The 17,830-nt window shown below is 60.1% G+C and carries 18 protein-coding genes; 8 read left to right on the top strand and 10 right to left on the bottom strand.

Translation table 11 applies throughout. The features are described from left to right. The first annotated feature begins 25 nt into the window (after nt 1-25). Together DHB74_RS14565 and DHB74_RS14570 are read left to right on the top strand one after the other, a co-directional pair. Entirely contained in the window at nt 26-307 is a 282-nt protein-coding gene (locus DHB74_RS14565) for a hypothetical protein (RefSeq protein WP_499161795.1), read from the top strand. 8 nt (nt 308-315) lie between these two features. Then, complete coding sequence (locus tag DHB74_RS14570; protein ID WP_036989710.1) at nt 316-1,203, top strand: AEC family transporter; 888 nt, start codon at nt 316-318, stop codon at nt 1,201-1,203. A gap of 9 nt (nt 1,204-1,212) precedes the next feature. Here the strand turns inward: DHB74_RS14570 and DHB74_RS14575 are convergent, their stop codons facing one another. From DHB74_RS14575 to rimO, 3 genes are all read right to left on the bottom strand, one after another. Next, the gene (locus DHB74_RS14575) at nt 1,213-1,707 is read right to left on the bottom strand and encodes a PaaI family thioesterase (protein WP_499161796.1); all 495 of its coding nucleotides are present in this window, start codon (nt 1,705-1,707) and stop codon (nt 1,213-1,215) included. 119 nt (nt 1,708-1,826) lie between these two features. After that, on the bottom strand, nt 1,827-2,153 hold the full coding sequence (locus DHB74_RS14580; protein WP_499161797.1) for a thioredoxin family protein: 327 nt from the start codon (nt 2,151-2,153) through the stop codon (nt 1,827-1,829). A 126-nt stretch (nt 2,154-2,279) separates the two neighbouring features. Further along, the gene (rimO, locus tag DHB74_RS14585) at nt 2,280-3,626 is read right to left on the bottom strand and encodes a 30S ribosomal protein S12 methylthiotransferase RimO (protein ID WP_499161798.1); all 1,347 of its coding nucleotides are present in this window, start codon (nt 3,624-3,626) and stop codon (nt 2,280-2,282) included. 162 nt (nt 3,627-3,788) lie between these two features. On the opposite strand from rimO, the gene DHB74_RS14590 reads away from it, so the two are divergent. Further along, nucleotides 3,789-4,172: a hypothetical protein gene (locus DHB74_RS14590; protein WP_280164182.1), complete on the top strand. Its 384-nt coding sequence runs from the start codon at nt 3,789-3,791 to the stop codon at nt 4,170-4,172. 312 nt (nt 4,173-4,484) lie between these two features. Here DHB74_RS14590 and DHB74_RS14595 read toward each other — a convergent pair whose 3' ends face one another. The 3 genes from DHB74_RS14595 to DHB74_RS14605 form a co-directional block, all read right to left on the bottom strand. Next, nucleotides 4,485-4,703 carry a YgdI/YgdR family lipoprotein gene (locus DHB74_RS14595; RefSeq protein WP_036990325.1) on the bottom strand — a complete coding sequence of 73 codons (219 nt, stop codon included), beginning with the start codon at nt 4,701-4,703 and terminating at the stop codon, nt 4,485-4,487. Nucleotides 4,704-4,845: 142 nt separating this feature from the next. After that, a complete protein-coding gene (gene acnB, locus DHB74_RS14600; RefSeq protein ID WP_074778793.1) occupies nt 4,846-7,440 on the bottom strand; it encodes a bifunctional aconitate hydratase 2/2-methylisocitrate dehydratase in 2,595 nt (864 codons plus the stop codon). Nucleotides 7,441-7,733: 293 nt separating this feature from the next. After that, on the bottom strand, nt 7,734-8,594 hold the full coding sequence (locus DHB74_RS14605) for a universal stress protein (protein WP_074778599.1): 861 nt from the start codon (nt 8,592-8,594) through the stop codon (nt 7,734-7,736). Between the two features lie 171 nt (nt 8,595-8,765). Between DHB74_RS14605 and DHB74_RS14610 the strand changes: the two genes are divergently transcribed. Next, a complete protein-coding gene (locus DHB74_RS14610) occupies nt 8,766-9,377 on the top strand; it encodes a MiaE family protein (protein WP_074778601.1) in 612 nt (203 codons plus the stop codon). A gap of 45 nt (nt 9,378-9,422) precedes the next feature. Beyond that, nucleotides 9,423-10,274, top strand: a complete 852-nt coding sequence (locus tag DHB74_RS14615) for a substrate-binding periplasmic protein (RefSeq protein ID WP_074778603.1) — start codon at nt 9,423-9,425, stop codon at nt 10,272-10,274. Nucleotides 10,275-10,280: 6 nt separating this feature from the next. Here the strand turns inward: DHB74_RS14615 and DHB74_RS14620 are convergent, their stop codons facing one another. After that, nucleotides 10,281-11,228 carry a LysR family transcriptional regulator gene (locus tag DHB74_RS14620; RefSeq protein ID WP_074778605.1) on the bottom strand — a complete coding sequence of 316 codons (948 nt, stop codon included), beginning with the start codon at nt 11,226-11,228 and terminating at the stop codon, nt 10,281-10,283. Nucleotides 11,229-11,405: 177 nt separating this feature from the next. Here DHB74_RS14620 and DHB74_RS14625 point away from each other — a divergent pair, with 177 nt between their 5' ends. After that, on the top strand, nt 11,406-12,614 hold the full coding sequence (locus DHB74_RS14625) for an acyl-CoA dehydrogenase (protein ID WP_136869476.1): 1,209 nt from the start codon (nt 11,406-11,408) through the stop codon (nt 12,612-12,614). Between the two features lie 145 nt (nt 12,615-12,759). On the opposite strand, the gene infA is transcribed toward DHB74_RS14625, so the two are convergent. The 3 genes from infA to aat form a co-directional block, all read right to left on the bottom strand. Continuing rightward, complete coding sequence (gene infA, locus DHB74_RS14630) at nt 12,760-12,978, bottom strand: translation initiation factor IF-1 (protein WP_036989719.1); 219 nt, start codon at nt 12,976-12,978, stop codon at nt 12,760-12,762. Between the two features lie 128 nt (nt 12,979-13,106). Further along, nucleotides 13,107-13,814: an arginyltransferase gene (locus tag DHB74_RS14635; RefSeq protein WP_136869475.1), complete on the bottom strand. Its 708-nt coding sequence runs from the start codon at nt 13,812-13,814 to the stop codon at nt 13,107-13,109. Nucleotides 13,815-13,874: 60 nt separating this feature from the next. Further along, nucleotides 13,875-14,582 (bottom strand): leucyl/phenylalanyl-tRNA--protein transferase, encoded by a 708-nt coding sequence (gene aat, locus DHB74_RS14640; protein ID WP_499161799.1) that lies wholly within the window; start codon nt 14,580-14,582, stop codon nt 13,875-13,877. 176 nt (nt 14,583-14,758) lie between these two features. Between aat and DHB74_RS14645 the strand changes: the two genes are divergently transcribed. Then, the gene (locus tag DHB74_RS14645; protein ID WP_499161800.1) at nt 14,759-17,167 is read left to right on the top strand and encodes a DNA translocase FtsK; all 2,409 of its coding nucleotides are present in this window, start codon (nt 14,759-14,761) and stop codon (nt 17,165-17,167) included. 24 nt (nt 17,168-17,191) lie between these two features. After that, nucleotides 17,192-17,830 carry an outer membrane lipoprotein periplasmic chaperone LolA gene (gene lolA / locus DHB74_RS14650; protein WP_136869473.1) on the top strand — a complete coding sequence of 213 codons (639 nt, stop codon included), beginning with the start codon at nt 17,192-17,194 and terminating at the stop codon, nt 17,828-17,830.

Below are 17,830 nucleotides of genomic sequence, written 5' to 3' on the forward strand. Positions count from 1 at the left end.
TGTTTTTGCTGGTCGGGAAAGTCCCATGTCCGCTGTAGACCCGATTACCTTCGCTGGAACCGAAACCCTGAGTCTGCGTCAGCTGGATGAGCTGAACGGCCTGCCCAAGGGCACCAACTTCCGCTGGTTCAAGGTCTGTGAGGCTGATCTCGTTGAGAGGGTGGACTATTTCCTGTTGCCGGCTGCTGAGCATCAGGAGCTGATCGACAGTCTCAAGGCCGACGGCAGGATTTATCCCAGTACCCGTCATCTGCTGTTGCTGACCCGCCGTGGTTATCAGCAGTTGCGTCAACGATCACTGAGCTGAGCACCCCTATGTTTTTCGAACTGTTCGCCGTCATGGCTCCCGTACTGATCGTCGCTGGTATCGGCTATGGCTGGGCGCGTTCCGGTCAGGCCTATCCCACCGAGTTCGTTACCCGCCTGGTGCTCAACATCAGCACCCCCTGTCTGGTGCTCTCGACATTGAGCCGCGCCGAGATAGATCTGGAGATATTTGGTCAGATGGCCCTGGGCTGCGTGGTGATCACGCTGTTGATGGCGGTAGTCGGCTGGGTGTTGAGTCGCACGATCAATGCTGATCCTAAAGTGCTGGTGCCTGCTTATATGTTCCCCAACACCGGCAATATGGGATTGCCGATCAGTCTCTACGCCTTTGGTGAGCCGGGACTGGCGTTGGCAGTGGCGTTCTTCGTGGTGCTCTCGGTGGGGCACTTCAGTGTGGGGATGATCCTTTCCGGCGCAGCGGAGTCCTGGCGGCGCCTGTTGCTCAACCCGGTGATTCTCAGCCTGGGGGTAGCGCTGGTGGTTCTCTTGCTGGATCTGCAGTTGCCGCGCTGGCTGGGTAATACGATTGATCTGCTGGGGAGTCTGAGCATTCCCATGATGTTGCTGACGCTGGGTGTATCCCTGGCCAGCATTCGGCCCAAGCAGGTAGGGAAGGGCATGGCGCTCGGCGGGCTGCGGATGCTCTGCGGCGCGGCCATCGGTTGGGGTATCGCCCTGGCCCTGGACCTGCCACCGCTGGCCCAGGGGGTTCTGGTATTGCAGGCGGCGATGCCGGTGGCGGTGTTCAATTACCTGTTTGCGGTGAAGGCCAATCGCTCCCCGGAAACCGTAGCCAGCCTGGTCATCTGCTCGACCCTGCTGTCATTCATATTCATCCCGTTACTGCTGATCTGGTGGTTGCCGGCAGCCGGTTGATAGCCGGCCTCAGGCCTCGCGCCCGTGTGCCTGTTCCGCCAGCTTGCCGGCATCCACCCGCACGAAGATCGAATCACCGATAGCGGTCAGCACATCACCAGCGTAGATCTCGCAAATGATGCGGCTCTTGCGCCCGAGCGGGCCATCCACTCGGGCACGCAGGGTCAACTCCACGCCCATGGGGGTTGGCTTGATATATTTGATGCCCAGTTCGCCGGTCACGCAGTTGATCGCGGTCGGGTCCTTGCCGTCGGCCTGTTCGGCGCGCAGGTGATAGGCCATTGCCGTCCAGTTGGAGTGGCAATCCACCAGCATGGCGATCAGCCCACCGTACACCAGGTCCGGCCAGCCGCAGTATTTGGTCTCCGGCAGATGTCTGGTGATCACATGCACCCCATCCGTATCCCAGTGGCTCTTGATCTGTAACCCGTGCGGGTTGCCGCCGCCACAGCCGTAACATACGCCGTGCGGTGAAAGAAGGTCCTGCAATGCCTGTTCTGTCATGGAATGCCTTGTACTTGTCTCATGGATCAGACAGTCAGTCTGCCCTTGAGCAGCGGAAAAGGCCATGCCGGCACCGCGACTATCATCCAGATAAATGGTCATCCATGGCGGTCACAGAATCAACGAACGATGTTGTTCATCGCTTGCCGAATCGACTCTGCATCTTGCGGCCGCACCAGCCGTTCGATTTCTTCCCCGTCGCGCAGGAAGATCAGGGTGGGCCACAATTTGACCCGGAAGGATCGACCCAGTGGCCGTCCGGGACCATCTTCAATCTTCAGATGCTGCAGATGGAGATGTTCGCTGAATGCCTTGGCGAGATGCGGTTGTGCTGCCTGGCAGTGGCCGCACCAGTCGGTACCGAATTCGATCACAGTGGCGCCCTGGTAAGCATCGACCTCTGCGCGGGAAGGGGCCTGCTCGGAATAGTTGCTTAGCATCGCCATGGTGCCCTCCTGAATGAGCCGTTATTGCGGTGTATACAGGTTGGACTGTCATTTGCGGCTCAGGTGCAACATCCAAGAGTTCATTCGATACGAAAACCGGGGCCATGGGCCCCGGTGTGTTTCGGTTCAGACCGGCTCTGCCCAGAGGTCATATTCGTCGGCGGCGGTGACCCGCACGCTGACGATGTCGCCGGGCTGCAGCGGCTCATCGCTGTCGATATAAACGTTGCCATCGATTTCCGGCGCATCGGCCATGGAGCGGGCGATGGGGCCTTCCTCGTCCACCTCATCAATGAGCACCTGGATGGTCTTGCCGATCTTCAGCTGCAGGCGAGCGGTAGAGATGGCCTGCTGGTGGGCCATGAAACGGTCCCAGCGGTCCTGCTTGATCTCGTCCGGCACAGCTTCCAGGCCCAGTGCTTCGGCGGGAGCGCCCTCCACTGGGGAATACTGGAAGCAGCCGACGCGGTCGAGCTGCGCTTCGGTCAGCCAGTCGAGCAGATATTGGAAATCTTCCTCGGTTTCGCCGGGGAAGCCGACGATGAAGGTCGAGCGGATGGTCAGCTCGGGACAGATCTCGCGCCACTTGCGGATACGGGCCAGGGTCTTGTCTTCGAAGGCAGGGCGCTTCATCGCCTTGAGCACTTTCGGGCTGGCATGCTGGAAGGGAATATCCAGATACGGCAGGATCTTGCCCTCGGCCATCAGCGGGATCAGCTCATCCACGTGCGGGTAGGGGTACACATAGTGCAGCCGCACCCAGACGCCCAGTTCGCTGAGCGCCTCGCACATTTCAGTCATGCGTGACTTCACCGGGCGGCCATTCCAGAAACCGGTGCGGTACTTGATATCCACACCATAAGCGCTGGTGTCCTGGGAGATGACCAGCAGCTCCTTGACGCCCGACTTGACCAGACGCTCGGCTTCGCTCAGAACCTCGCCCACCGGGCGGCTGACCAGCTTGCCACGCATGGAAGGAATGATGCAGAAACTGCAGCTGTGATTACAGCCTTCGGAAATCTTCAGATAGGCGTAATGCCGGGGGGTCAGCTTGACGCCCTGTGGCGGTACCAGGTCGATCAGCGGATTGTGATCAGCCCGCGGCGGCACGACTTCGTGCACAGCATTGACTACCTGTTCGTATTGCTGCGGGCCGGTTACTGCCAGCACGCTGGGATGCACATCGCGAATGGTCCCTTCCTCGACACCCATGCAACCGGTGACGATGACCCGACCGTTCTCGGCAATCGCCTCGCCAATGGCGTCCAGGGATTCTGCCTTGGCCGAGTCGATGAAGCCACAGGTATTGACCACCACCACATCCGCGCCCTCATAGGTCGGCACTACCTGATAGCCTTCAGTGCGCAGCTGGGTGAGGATGCGTTCGGAGTCTACGAGCGCTTTCGGGCACCCAAGTGATATGAATCCTACACTGGGGGCACTGTTCTTGGTGGGGGTCGCGGTGTCAGTCATCGAAGGCCATGGAGTAAGAAAAAACGTGGCGTATTCTAGCTGGCAGCCCTGCACCGCGCCATAGCCGCGGTACACCATCGGTCGATCATTTCCGCCGTTAGGTATGGTACGAGCGCTCTGACTATACTGCGGCAATCCACCCGTATGACCGGAGATGTAGCCATGAAGTCATCAATGCTGCGTTGTGTTCTGATTGCTGCCGCTCTCCTGCTGCCGGCAGCCGCCTGGGCCGATAACGAACCGGCGCAAGCGCGCCACCTGCTGTCCAGCCTGCTGGAGGCGGTCGCCGCGGAAGATTACCAACAGTTCAGGGTGCTGGGCACCGAGGACTTCCAGACGGGAATCCCCGAGGAAGAGTTCAACCGGGTGACTGACGTCATCGCTGAGCGGGTCGAGCAAGGTTATGAAGCAGATTACCTCACCCATCTGAATCAGCAGGGGTACCGGGTGGAAATCTGGAAGATCAGCTTTGCCGATGGAGGTGATGACACCCTGGCGCGGCTGGTGGTGTTCGAGGGCAAGGCGGCGGGGTTCCTGTTGCAGTAGGACGCGGCATCTTCATGGAAGAGCCGCTCCCACAGGTATTGACTAACCTCACTGCTTGGTCATTTCATCCTACCGTCTCTTGCGCAGCCTGTCCAGCAATACGCCACGTTCGCGCCAGGATTCTATCTGGCGGTCAAGGAAAAGGAGATAGGTGCGCCGGCGGGCGCGTCTTCTGCGGGACTTTCGGCGTATACGTGAACGCCGTACGTTTGCCATTGCTGCTGCCTTAATGTCGATCCTGATGTTCATCCTGGGTGGAGCGGTCTGCTTTGGGGTGCCCTGCGGGGCGCGCGCCCGCAGGGCAGGGCGAGATCAACGTTCCTTGATTTCGCGGACATCGCCCTGCGGAATCTGATTATCGCGGCCGCTATGGTCCTCGTATTCGATCATGCCGGTGTCGTCGTCGATTTCCGGTTTATTGTCCGCTTCAATGACCTGTCCGTCGCTGGTGCGAATCAGGTGATCGTTGGAGCAGCCGACCAGAGCAAACATTCCGGAGATGCAGAACGCGGCAATTAACCATTTCTTCATGTTTTCAATCCTCTTGTTTGCGTCATCTTTCAATGCAAGTACAAAATTTGTGACAAGAAATCCTTCCAGCCGGTTCCGGTTGTTTTTCGCTGGCATAAAAAAACCCCGCACAAAGCGGGGTTCTTTCACTGATTACGGGTAATCAGATTTCGGTCACCGGAATGCTGGCAGCAGCCTTCTGGTAGGACGCGATTTCGTTGAAGTTCATGTAGCGGTAGACCTCGGCAGACATGCTGTTGAGATCAGCTGCGTAGGTCATGTACTCATCAACGCTCGGCAGACGACCCAGGATGGCGGCAACCGAAGCCAGCTCGGCGGAGGCCAGGAAGACATCGGCGCCATCACCCAGGCGGTTCGGGAAGTTCCGCGTGGAGGTGGAAACCGCAGTCGACTTGGCGGCGATGCGTGCCTGGTTACCCATGCACAGCGAGCAGCCCGGCATTTCCATGCGCGCACCAGCCTTGCCGTAGATGCCGTAGTAGCCTTCTTCGGTCAGCATCCACTGATCCATCTTGGTCGGCGGGGCGAGCCACAGACGGGTCGGCAGAGAGTCCTTGTTCTTCTCCAGCAGCTTGCCAGCGGCGCGGAAGTGACCGATGTTGGTCATGCACGAGCCGATGAAGACTTCGTCGATCTGGCGGCCGACAACGTCGGACAGCAGACGGGCATCGTCAGGATCGTTCGGCGCGCACAGGATCGGCTCCTTGACGTCGGCCAGATCGATTTCGATGACCGCAGCGTACTCGGCATCGGCGTCGGCCTGCATCAGTTCCGGGTTGTCCAGCCAGGCTTCCATTGCCTGGGCACGACGCTCCAGGGTACGAGCGTCGTCGTAGCCTTCGGCAATCATCCAGCGCAGCAGGGTGATGTTGGACTTCAGGTACTCGGCGATGGCGTCTTCCGGCAGCTTGATGGTGCAACCGGCAGCGGAACGTTCGGCGGAGGCGTCGGACAGCTCGAAAGCCTGCTCGACAGTCAGACCGCTCAGACCTTCGATCTCGAGAATACGGCCGGAGAAGATGTTCTTCTTGCCTTTCTTCTCGACGGTCAGCAGGCCTTCCTGGATCGCGTAGTAGGGGATCGCATGGACCAGGTCACGCAGGGTGATACCCGGCTGCATTTCACCCTTGAAGCGCACCAGTACCGATTCCGGCATGTCCAGCGGCATGACGCCAGTGGCTGCGGCGAAGGCGACCAGACCGGAACCGGCCGGGAAGGAGATGCCCATCGGGAAGCGGGTGTGCGAGTCGCCACCGGTACCGACGGTATCGGGCAGCAACATGCGGTTCAGCCAGCTGTGGATAATGCCGTCACCCGGACGCAGCGCGACACCACCACGGTTGTGGATGAAGTCGGGCAGGGTGTGGTGGGTGTTGACGTCGATCGGCTTCGGATAGGCTGCGGTGTGGCAGAAGGACTGCATCACCAGATCGGCGGAGAAGCCCAGGCAAGCCAGGTCTTTCAGCTCGTCACGGGTCATCGGGCCAGTAGTATCCTGGGAGCCGACGGTAGTCATCTTGGGTTCGCAGTAGGTACCCGGGCGAACGCCTTCGACGCCACAGGCCTTGCCGACCATCTTCTGCGCCAGGGTGTAGCCCTTGTTGCTCTCGGCAGGTGCTTCCGGCTTGCGGAACAGCTCGGAGCCGCCCAGACCCAGCTCGGCGCGGGCCTTCTCGGTCAGACCACGGCCGATGATCAGCGGAATACGGCCACCGGCGCGTACTTCGTCGAGCAGCACCTGGGTCTTCAGTTCGAAGGTGGTGATGACTTCGTCAGTGCCGTGCTTGCAGACCTTGCCTTCGTAGGGGTAGACGTCGATGGCGTCGCCCATGTTCAGGTCGTTGCAGTCGAACTCGATCGGCAGGGCGCCGGCGTCTTCCATGGTGTTGTAGAAGATCGGAGCGATCTTGGTGCCGAAGCAGAAACCACCAGCGCGCTTGTTCGGCACGTTGGGGATGTCGTCGCCGAAGAACCACAGCACCGAGTTGGTGGCGGACTTGCGCGAAGAGCCGGTACCGACCACGTCACCAACGTAGGCAACTGGCAGACCCTTGGCCTTCATGGCTTCGATCTGAGTCAGCGGACCGGTAACGCCGGGCTCGACCGGCTCGATGCCGTCACGGGCCATTTTCAGCATGGCCAGGGCGTGCAGCGGGATGTCCGGGCGCGACCAGGCGTCCGGAGCCGGGGACAGGTCGTCGGTGTTGGTTTCGCCAGGCACCTTGAACACGGTCAGGCTGATCTTTTCTGCAACGGCAGGGCGGTTGGTGAACCATTCACCGGCGGCCCAGGATTCCAGCACGGCCTTGGCGTACTCGTTGCCGTTCTTGGCGCGCTCAGCGACGTCGTGGAAGGCGTCGAACATCAGCAGAGTGTGCTTGAGTTGTTCGGCGGCGGTGGCAGCCAGTTCTTCACTGTCGAGCAGCTCGACCATGGTGGCGATGTTGTAGCCGCCCTGCATGGTACCCAGCAGTTCGACGGCGCGGACCTTGTTCAGCAGCGGCGAGGTGGCTTCACCCTTGGCTACTGCAGACAGGAAAGCGGCTTTGACGTAAGCAGCTTCATCCACTCCCGGCGGAACGCGGTTGGTGAGCAGATCAAGCAGGAATTCTTCTTCGCCGGCCGGCGGGTTTTTCAGAAGCTCAACCAGACCAGCGGTTTGTTCGGCATTAAGCGGCTGAGGCACGACGCCTTGGGCGGCGCGTTCTTCAACGTGTTTGCGATAGGCTTCAAGCACAATAATTACCCTCATCAGTCTGTTCCGTTTGTGACGGAACGGTCATCCTCACGGACCTGGGATGCCGAAAATAGGGATGGGTGCAAGCGCAGGCCCGATCTGGTGGGGGCAACCTGATTTACTGGGGTAACAGAATACGGTTGCGGGCAAACGCCTGTACACATGCACTCACGGCGGCCAGCAATTCTACAGGAATAGGCGCACAAAGTTAAGGCAGACGGCGATACAACCTGCCTCTTGTTGTTGGCAAGGGACAAAAGGTCGCGGCCCGGTGGCAGGCCGCGATCATTGGCTCACTTTTCCAGTAGTTGTTCCAGATGGGCCACCATGTCATCAGGTTTGAGTACCAGCACATCTCCGCCCAGCTGATCCAGCACCACTTCCGCGGTATTGCCGATCAGCGCCCCGGAGATGCCGGTGCGGGCGACGGTGCCGATAACGGTCACGCTGGCCCCGATCTGCTGCGCCACCTTGGGTATCAGCGTATCGGCCGGCCCCTCGTCGATATGCAGGTTGGACTCGGGGATATTGTACTGATCACGGTAACGCGCGGCCTTGTCGGTATAGATCCTGACGATGTTCTCGCGCAGCTGGTAGACCGGGTTGGCTGCCGACAGCATGGGCGCCGGGTGGGCGCTGATCAGATGCATCTGGCCATTGATCATGTCGGCGATATCCGCCGCGTGGCTGACGATGGTGTCATGCAACACATGATGCTGGTCGTCATGGTTGCCCAGGTCGACCGCGGCCAGAACGTTGCCATGCATCCATGAGGCGCTGTCCTTGACCAGCAATACCGGTGCTGGGCAATAACGCAGCAGCTTCCAGTCATCCGGGGTCAGCAGGGCTTTTTTCAAGGGGTTATCCGGCAGGTGCTGCTTGATTACCAGCCCGCAGCCCTCGGCTCTCAGGGTATGTACTATGGTCTCGGTCAGGTTGGCGTGCCACGTCTGGGTATAACTGGCCGTGACGCCGGCGGCTTCCAGCCCGGCGCACAGCTCCGCCAGCAGCGGTTTGTGGTCGTGGCGGTTCTCGCATGCCAGCAGATGCAGCTCGGCACCGATGAAAGCGGCAATCAGCCTGGATCGTACCAGCGCTACGTTGTCTTCCCGGGTGGGGTCGATGACCACCAGTATTCGTTTGATGGCTTGCATGGGTTCTTCCTTTTCAACGGGGCATGTCGCTGTTGGGAGCCTTCGGATTCCCTTACTGACAATGTAGACGTTTTTTCCCGTCCTGCTGTTGACTCGGATCAATGCCGTGGGTCTGACAGGGTACCGCCGTAGCCGTATAATCGCCGGTTGATCCACTGACTGCGTGAAGACATGACACTCCCCGACGAATTGCTCGCCTTTCTCTGGCGCGCCACCCCGGATGCCTGGGTGCGCCAGGCACTGGCACATCCCGAAGAACTGCTGATCGACCATGCCAACTGCGAGAAGAAGGCCGCCTCGACGGCGCTGAACCTGATGTTCCGCTATATCGACAAACCGGAGCTGCTGCAGAAGATGTCGCGCCTGGCAAGGGAGGAGCTGCGGCATTTTGAACAGGTCATTGCGCTGATGAGCAAGCGTGGCGTGGCCTATCGCGGGTTATCCGCCAGCCACTACGCCCAGCGGCTGCGCGAGCATGTGCGTACCGTGGAGCCGGGGCGGTTGGTGGATACGCTGATTGTTGGCGCATTCATCGAGGCACGCTCCTGCGAGCGTTTTGCCAAACTGGCGCCGCACTTGGATGCCGAGCTGGGCGACTTCTATCGCTCCCTGCTCAAATCCGAGGCGCGTCACTACCAGGACTATCTCAAGCTGGCCCGCGATTACGCCGATGAGCCGATAGACGAGCGTATTGCCTTCTTTGCTGCGATCGAGGCCCAGGCGATCATCGAGGATGATGCGGAATTTCGCTTTCATAGCGGTGCGGTTGAATCGGCCGCCTGATCTGTCGCTATACTGCGGTCTGTGATGATGACGGGAGAGCGCAGGATGAGGGAGCATACGGCATGCAATGGCAAGCTGTGGTCAGCGGTGGCGCTGACATTCGCCCTGCTGGGCATCAGCGGCCAGACTCTGGCGGCAAACGGCACCTGTGAACGCATCGTGGTCACCGGCAACGCTCAGTATCCACCGGTGCTGTGGGTGGACCCGGATGATCCCAAGCGATTGACCGGCGCGGCGGTAGAGCTACTGGAGAAGGTGCTGGACGGCAGCGGTATCCACGTCGATGCGCTGCATGTGGGGCCCTGGTCCCGCGCCCAGGAGGAAGTGCGCAGCGGTAGGGTTGATATGCTTGCCGGCGCCTTTCTCACGCCCAGTCGCCTCGCCGAGATGGACTATGTACATCCCGCGTACATGGATGTGCCGAGCGTGATCTTCGTCAAGCGTGGCAAGGCATTTCCCTACAGTGGCTGGGATGATCTGCGCGGCAAGCGCGGCAGCTCGCTGGTCAGTAACAGCTTCGGCGCCGCTTTCGATACCTACGCTGCCGATCATCTCGAAATCAACATGGTTCCTTCCATTCAGCAATCCTTCGAATTGCTGGCGCGCGAGCGGGTTGATTATGTCATCTACGAACGGCATCAGGGGTTGGCCTTGGCGGCGCAGATGAACATCCTCGATCAGCTGGACGTTATTGAAGGTTCGCTGATCAACGAGGCACTGTACTTCACGGTGTCGCATAACTCGGCCTGCAATTCGCCGGCGCTGCGCGCGGCGCTGGCTCAGGGCATGCATCGAATGGCCGGTCAGGGCGAGCCGCGCCGGCTATTGGAGAAGTATCGGGAAATCTGGGAAGGCCAGTTCGCGCCGGCTCCCGGAGAAGAGCCGACGCTGGAGTGAAGCGGGTCAGGCGCCGGCTTGCAGCTGTGCTTCCCGTTCCTTGTTCATCTTGCGCTCGAGCTGTTGCGACAGCTCGATAATCTGTTCGCGCATCCAGCGGTTGGCCGGGTCCTGATCGGTACTTTCATGCCAGAACAGGTGCGTCTGGATCGGCGGAATGTCCTCGATTGGCAGCTCCGCCCAGTGCAGGTTATGACGAAGGGCGAAGCGCTCGTTGACGGTCATCACCATGTCGGTCGATTCCAGCACCAGCGGCGCCATCTGGTAATGCTGCGAGCGCAGCACGACGCGGCGCTGGATCCCCATCTTGCCCAAAGCCAGGTCCACATGGCCCAGCCCGTTGCGGCGGCTGGAGATATGGATGTGCGACTGCGCCAGATAGTCGTCCAGGCTGATCTTGTCTTTCCCCGCCAGCGGGTGGCCCTTGCGCATGATGCAGACGTAGCGATCTTCGAACAGCTTTACATGGCGCACCTGGGTATCGGTGTTCAACGGCGCGTCGATGGCAAAGTCCAGACGTCCGGCGGCCAGTTCCTTGGTGGTTTCCCGGCGCCGGGTAAGGAAGCTGTCGATATTGATATTCGGTGCCAGGCGCCGGATGCGCGCCGCCAGGTGCGGCAGGATCACCGCCTCGGTGAGGTCGGTCATGCTGATGCGGTAGGTCTTGTTGGCTTGGTCGGGGTTGAAGCTGCGGCTTTCCTGTACGGAAACGCGCAGCAACTGCAGCGCGTGGCGCACCGGAGTGATGATGTTCTGCGCCATCGGCGTCGGCACCATGCCCTGAGCGGTGCGCACGAACAGCGGATCGTTGAAGGTGTCACGCAGTCGGGCCAGAGCATTGCTCACCGCTGGCTGGGTGATGCCGACGATCTGGCCGGCTCGGGTCAGGTTCGCTTCGGTGTAGATGGCATCAAACACAATGAACAGGTTCAGGTCCACTTTACTGAGGTTCATCGCTGGATCCTTCATATGGCTTGTTTATAGGCTCTTATAGATACAGACGGGCTGAGTATATATAACTTATGAATCTTTATACACGCGGAAAATAGGTTAGATAAATTTGCGTGACTCATCTACCTTTTTTGTGACCCAGATACATATGTACAACAAAACGGAAAAGGTGCGTGAATTATGAATTTCGGATACTCCCCCAAGGTTCAACAGCTGCGTGAGCAGGTCGATGCTTTCATGCAGGAGCATGTCTTTCCCGCAGAAGCAATTTTCCACCGGCAGGTTGCCGAAGGCGATCGCTGGCAGCCCACCGCCATTGTCGAGGAACTGAAGGAAAAAGCCCGTGCCGCCGGCCTGTGGAACCTGTTCCTGCCTGAATCGGAGCTGGGTGCTGGCTTGACCAATCTGGAGTACGCGCCGCTGGCCGAATTGATGGGCCGCTCTGGCCTGGCCTCCGAAGCCTTCAACTGCAGCGCGCCGGATACCGGCAATATGGAAGTGCTAGTGCGCTATGGCAGTGAAGAGCACAAGAAACAATGGCTGGAACCGTTGCTGGCCGGCGAGATCCGCTCCTGCTTCGGCATGACTGAGCCAGGGGTGGCTTCATCCGACGCGACCAATATGCAGGCCAATGCCCGTCGCGAAGGCGATGAGTGGGTGATCAATGGCCGCAAATGGTGGACTTCCGGTGCCTGTGATCCACGCTGCAAGGTGATGATCTTCATGGGTCTGACCAACCCCGATGCGCCGCGCCACCAGCAGCACTCCATGATTCTGGTGCCGATGGACGCGCCCGGCGTAAAGGTTCTGCGTCCGCTCCCGGTATTCGGCTATGACGACGCGCCCCATGGTCATGCGGAGGTTATTCTGGATAACGTCCGGGTGCCCTACAGCAACGTGCTGCTGGGTGAGGGTCGCGGCTTCGAGATTGCTCAGGGTCGCCTCGGGCCAGGCCGCATCCACCACTGCATGCGTTCGATCGGCGCAGCCGAGCGTGCTCTGGAGCTGATGTGCCGCCGCTCGGTGGAGCGTGAGGCCTTCGGACGCCGTCTGGCCCAGCTGGGTGGCAATATCGACCTGATCGCGGAATCGCGGATCGAGATTAACCAGGCGCGCCTGCTGACGTTGAATGCGGCCTATATGATGGATACCGTAGGTAACAAGATCGCCAAGAGCGAGATTGCGCAGATCAAGGTGGTAGCTCCGAATGTGGCGTTGCGCGTCATCGACCGTGCCATCCAGATGCATGGCGGGGCAGGGGTGTCGGAGGACACACCGCTCGCCCACATGTATGCCATGCAGCGTACCTTGCGTCTGGCCGATGGCCCGGATGAGGTGCATCGCGCATCAATCGGCAAGATCGAGCTGGGTAAATACATGGCACGCTGATACGACCGCCAACCACCCTTCGCCGTGTGCAGACAGCAGGTTTGCACGCGGTTTTTCGTTTATGGGGATGTGAGAAAAGCCAGCGGGGGTAAATCATCGCCCCTGACTGAAGTGTCGGGGCGTTGCGGATACGCTACCGCTGAACTCAGCGAGCGCGGTAGGTGATGCGACCCTTGGTCAGGTCGTAGGGTGTCAGTTCAACGCGCACCTTGTCACCGGTCAGGATGCGAATGTAGTTTTTGCGCATCTTGCCTGAAATGTGGGCAGTCACGACGTGGCCGTTTTCCAGCTCAACCCGGAACATGGTGTTGGGCAGGGTGTCCACGATGGTGCCTTCCATTTCAATACTGTCTTCTTTCGCCATTAAGCAAAGGCCTCTCAATCTGTTGCATTAGGCGGGCTGTCGGTATGAGAGCCCGCAAAAAAGGTGAGCAATTGTGCCTCAAAAGGCAACAACAGCCAAGTTTTGCCGGTACTTTTACTTGAACCTGATCAATTGACCCTGATCCAGCGCTGATTGATCAACATTTCCAGCGGCCGATATTCGGTCTTGTAGCTCATCTTGCGGCAGTTTCTGATCCAGTAGCCGAGATAGACTGCTGGCAGACCGGCCAGGCGTGCCTGCTCGATTTGCCAGAGGATCGCATAGCGGCCCAGGCTGCGGGATGACTCGTCCGGATCGAAGAAGGTGTATACCGCCGATAACCCATTGTTCAGCCGGTCGGTGACTGCAACCGCGAGCAGGCGGCCATCCAGGCGGAACTCGTTGAATTCGCAGAATGCATCCTCGCTGACGAGAAAGGACTGAAACTGCTCACGGCTCGGCGGATACATGTCGCCGTCGCTGTGGCGGGCGATGATATAGCGGGAATACAGCTGGTAGATCTCTTCATTCATGACCGGACGCCGGCTGGTTACCTGCAGGTCGCGGTTGCGCTTGTGGATGCGCGCCTGTTGCCTGTTCGGGACGAAGTCTGCGGACGGGATGCGTGCTGGAACACAGGCCCGGCACTGCGCGCAGTGCGGGCGATACAGATGTTCGCCACTGCGACGAAAACCCAGTTCCGACAATTGACTGTAGGTATCCGTCTCGATCGGCTGCTGCGGGTCAAGAAACAGCGTCACCGCCTGCTCCTCGGTGAGGTAGCTGCAGGGGTGCGGCTGGGTCGCGTAGAACTTCAGGTGCGCCAGATCAGTCATGGGAATCGCTCTGGAATCTGTCTGCCAGGAGATCTGAGTATAGAAGCTGCATGGAGGGCTTCAATGCTGCGCCCGAGCCGGCATGTTCCGCCAGCAGCTGGGAATCTGCTCATTGCACAGCCTGTCGAGAACCTGGACGAAAGCCGCGCGGGAAATGGTTGTAGCGCCCAGACTTTCCAGGTGGTCGGTCGGCATCTGGCAGTCGATCAGCTCGCAGCCACACCGCTCGAGTTCGCGAACCAGACTGATAAAGCCGGTTTTCGATGCGTTGCTGCGGCGGCTGAACATGGATTCGCCGAAGAAGACCTTGCCCAGCGCGAGCCCATAGAGTCCGCCGACGAGCTCGGTCCCATCCCAGACCTCCACCGAGTGGGCAATGTTGCGCCGATGCAGCTCCTCATAGGCACGCCGCATATCGGCGGTGATCCAGGTGGCATCGGTATAATCGCGCGGTTCAGCGCAGGCGCGCAGGACCGCCGAAAAGTCCGTATCGAAGGTCACCCGGAAGGCGGTCTTGCGCAGGAACTTCGCCATGCTGCGCGAGATATGCAGGGTGGAGGGTGTCAGTACGGTGCGCGGGTCAGGCGACCACCACAGCAGCGGCTGGCCTTCCTCGTACCAGGGAAAGATGCCCCGCCGATAGGCGGCTATCAGACGGGCGGGGGCGAGGTCACCGCCGACAGCCAGCAGTCCGTTGGGGCTGGCAAGCGCTTCGCTGGAGGGTGGAAAGTCCAGACTATCCGGATCCAGCCACCTCAGTTCAGTCATCGCAAATCCCGTATGGTTCGCATTTCAGATAAATGGAATGTTGAAAGGTTTATCAAAAAGCATCGTTAAGTTATTGTCCTCTATCAAGATAGTTCCCATAACTGGCGGAACGCAACCCATCTTTGCAGGTCAACTCAACTGAGTTTTGTAGAACCTGTACAATAAGCGGCTGAATCATGACGGAAGCCAGAGCGTTGAAGGATACCCGATCTCACAAAGGCCAGCACTTTGCCTGGCAAGAGCAGCTCAGTTTGCGCCTGCGCGAAGGTGCGCTGCTGGGCATGATCGCCCTGTGCCTGTATCTGTGCATGGCGTTGTTCACCTATGATGCCAGTGATCCCGGCTGGACGCGCAGCAGCGGCACGGTGGCCGTGCAGAACGCCGGCGGCAGCATGGGCGCCTGGATCGCAGATGTGCTGCTGTTCGTGCTGGGTTATCTGGCCTATCTGTTCCCTCTCATCGTAGCGGTCAAGGTGTGGCAGATGTTCCGCCGCCGGCACCTGCCGTTCGTCTGGAACGGTTGGCTGTTCTCCTGGCGGCTGATCGGCTTTGTGCTCACGCTGCTGGCCGGTACCGCGCTGGCGGCCCTGCATGGGACCGCGCCGGACAGCTTCCCCGAAGGCGCCGGCGCCGGTGGGGTATTGGGCCAGTTGCTGCAGGATATGGCCATTCCGGTGCTGAACATGCAGGGCAGCACCCTGGTGTACCTCACTCTGTTCCTGTTCGGGATCACGGTTTTCACCAACCTGTCCTGGTTCAAGGTGATGGATCTTATCGGTCGGATTACCCTGGATCTGCTGGATCTGCTCAAGCGTGCCTGGAGCGGCTGGCTGGCACGGCGAGCCGCCGAACGGGACGAGCCGGCCTACAAGGCCCCGTCCGTGCGCCGGGAGCCGTCGGTATCGGCTGAAGAGAAACGCCAGGCCGAAGCATCCCGCGCCCAGCGTCATGAAGCCTTGACCAGGCATGTCGCCGCTCAGGAAAAACGCCAGCCGCCGAAGATCGAACCGCTGGACACCAAACCGGCGCCCGCCAGTGTGCGGACCCAGAAAGAAAAGCAGGCCCCGCTGGGCTTTGAGCCCGTGGTACCCGGTTCACTGCCGCCAATCGGTCTGCTGGACCCGCCGAGCAAGATCAACAAGGGCTTTTCGCCCGAGTCGCTGGAAGCCATGTCGCGCCTGCTGGAGATCAAGCTGAAGGATTTCGGCGTCGAGGCAGAGGTGGAGAAAGTCCAGCCTGGCCCGGTTATCACCCGGTTCGAAATCCAGCCGGCGCCCGGAGTCAAGGTCAGCAAGATCTCCAATCTGGCTAAGGACCTGGCGCGGTCGCTGGCGGTGATCAGTGTGCGGGTGGTGGAAGTCATCCCCGGCAAGACCACCGTCGGTATCGAGATTCCCAACGAGGATCGCGAGATCGTACGGCTGTCGGAAGTGCTGCAGACCCGCGAGTTCGACGAAGCGAGTTCGCCCGTGACGCTCGCCCTGGGGCACGACATCGGCGGCAAGCCGATCCTCGCCGATCTGGCCAAGATGCCCCACCTGCTGGTGGCCGGTACCACCGGTTCGGGTAAGTCGGTGGGTGTCAATGCCATGCTGTTGAGCATCCTGTTCAAGTCGCCGCCCGAAGAGGTGCGGTTGATCATGATCGACCCGAAGATGCTGGAATTGTCGATCTACGAAGGCATTCCGCATCTGTTGTGCCCGGTGGTAACCGACATGAAGGAGGCTGCCAATTCCCTGCGTTGGTGCGTCGCGGAAATGGAGCGTCGCTACAAGCTGATGGCGGCTATGGGCGTGCGCAACCTGGCCGGTTACAACCGCAAGGTCAAGGATGCGCAGAAGGCCGGGGAGCCGCTGACTGATCCGCTGTATCGTCGGGAAAGCATGGACGATCTCCCGCCCGAGCTGCAAACCCTGCCGGTGATCGTGGTGGTGATCGACGAGTTCGCCGACATGATGATGATCGTCGGCAAGAAAGTGGAAGAGCTGATCGCCCGGATCGCCCAGAAGGCGCGGGCGGCGGGTATCCACCTGATCCTGGCGACCCAGCGCCCGTCGGTGGATGTGATCACTGGTCTGATCAAGGCCAACATTCCCACGCGGATGGCGTTCCAGGTATCGAGCAAGATCGACTCGCGGACCATTCTGGACCAGGGCGGGGCAGAGCAACTGCTTGGTCACGGTGACATGCTCTATATGCCCCCAGGCACCAGTCTGCCGGTGCGGGTACATGGCGCCTTTGTCTCCGATGGCGAAGTGCATCGGCTGGTGGATGAATGGAAGCTGCGTGGCGAGCCCGATTATATTCAGGATATTCTCGACGGCGCCGATGATGGCGGTGGCGGCAGCTTCGATGCCGGCAGCATGGGCGGTGACGGCGAAGAGGAAGATGCGCTGTACGACGAGGCTGTGCGTTTCGTCACCGAGAGCCGCCGGGCGTCCATTTCCGCGGTGCAGCGCAAGCTCAAGATTGGTTACAACCGAGCCGCGCGCATGATTGAATCCATGGAAATGGCGGGTGTCGTAACACCAATGAATACCAATGGCTCGCGCGAGGTGATCGCGCCGCCTCCTGTACGCGACTAGTTTCAGCGGAGCAACCAAACCAAGATGATCAGCACCTTACTGCGTTCCACCATTACCGCCGTGTGCCTTGCCGCGCTGCCCCTGGCGGCGCTAGCGGACGACCAGGCCGAAGCCGCCGAGCGGCTGAACGAGCTGCTGTCCCGCGCCCAGACCATGACCGGCGGCTTCTCGCAGATGACCCTCAGCTCCAACGGCGCCAATTTGCAGGAAACCACCGGCACCCTGGCGCTCAAGCGCCCCGGGATGTTCCGCTGGCATACCGATCCGCCGCTGGAACAGTTGCTGGTCTCCGATGGCGAGCGGATCTGGCTGTATGACCCGGATTTGCAGCAGGTCACCATCCAGGCCGTGGACAAGCGCCTGAGCCACACACCGGCCTTGCTGCTGTCGGGTGATGTCAGCCAGTTGCAGGAAAGCTTTGATATCGACTGGAGCAAGGGCAGCAGTGTGCAGGATTTCACCTTGACGCCGAAGGACGCGGACTCCATGTTCGACAGCTTGCGGGTTTCCTTCAGCGATGGCGTGATCAACGATATGCAGATGAGTGATCCGGTTGGCCAGCGCACCAATATCCTGTTCCGCAACGTGGAGCTGAATGCGCCGCTGGACGATGCGCAGTTCACCTTCGAAGTACCTGACGGGGTCGATGTCATCAGTGAGTGA

The sequence above is a fragment of the Pseudomonas sp. G11-1 genome (assembly GCF_024031555.1).
Lineage (GTDB): Bacteria > Pseudomonadota > Gammaproteobacteria > Pseudomonadales > Pseudomonadaceae > Halopseudomonas > Halopseudomonas bauzanensis.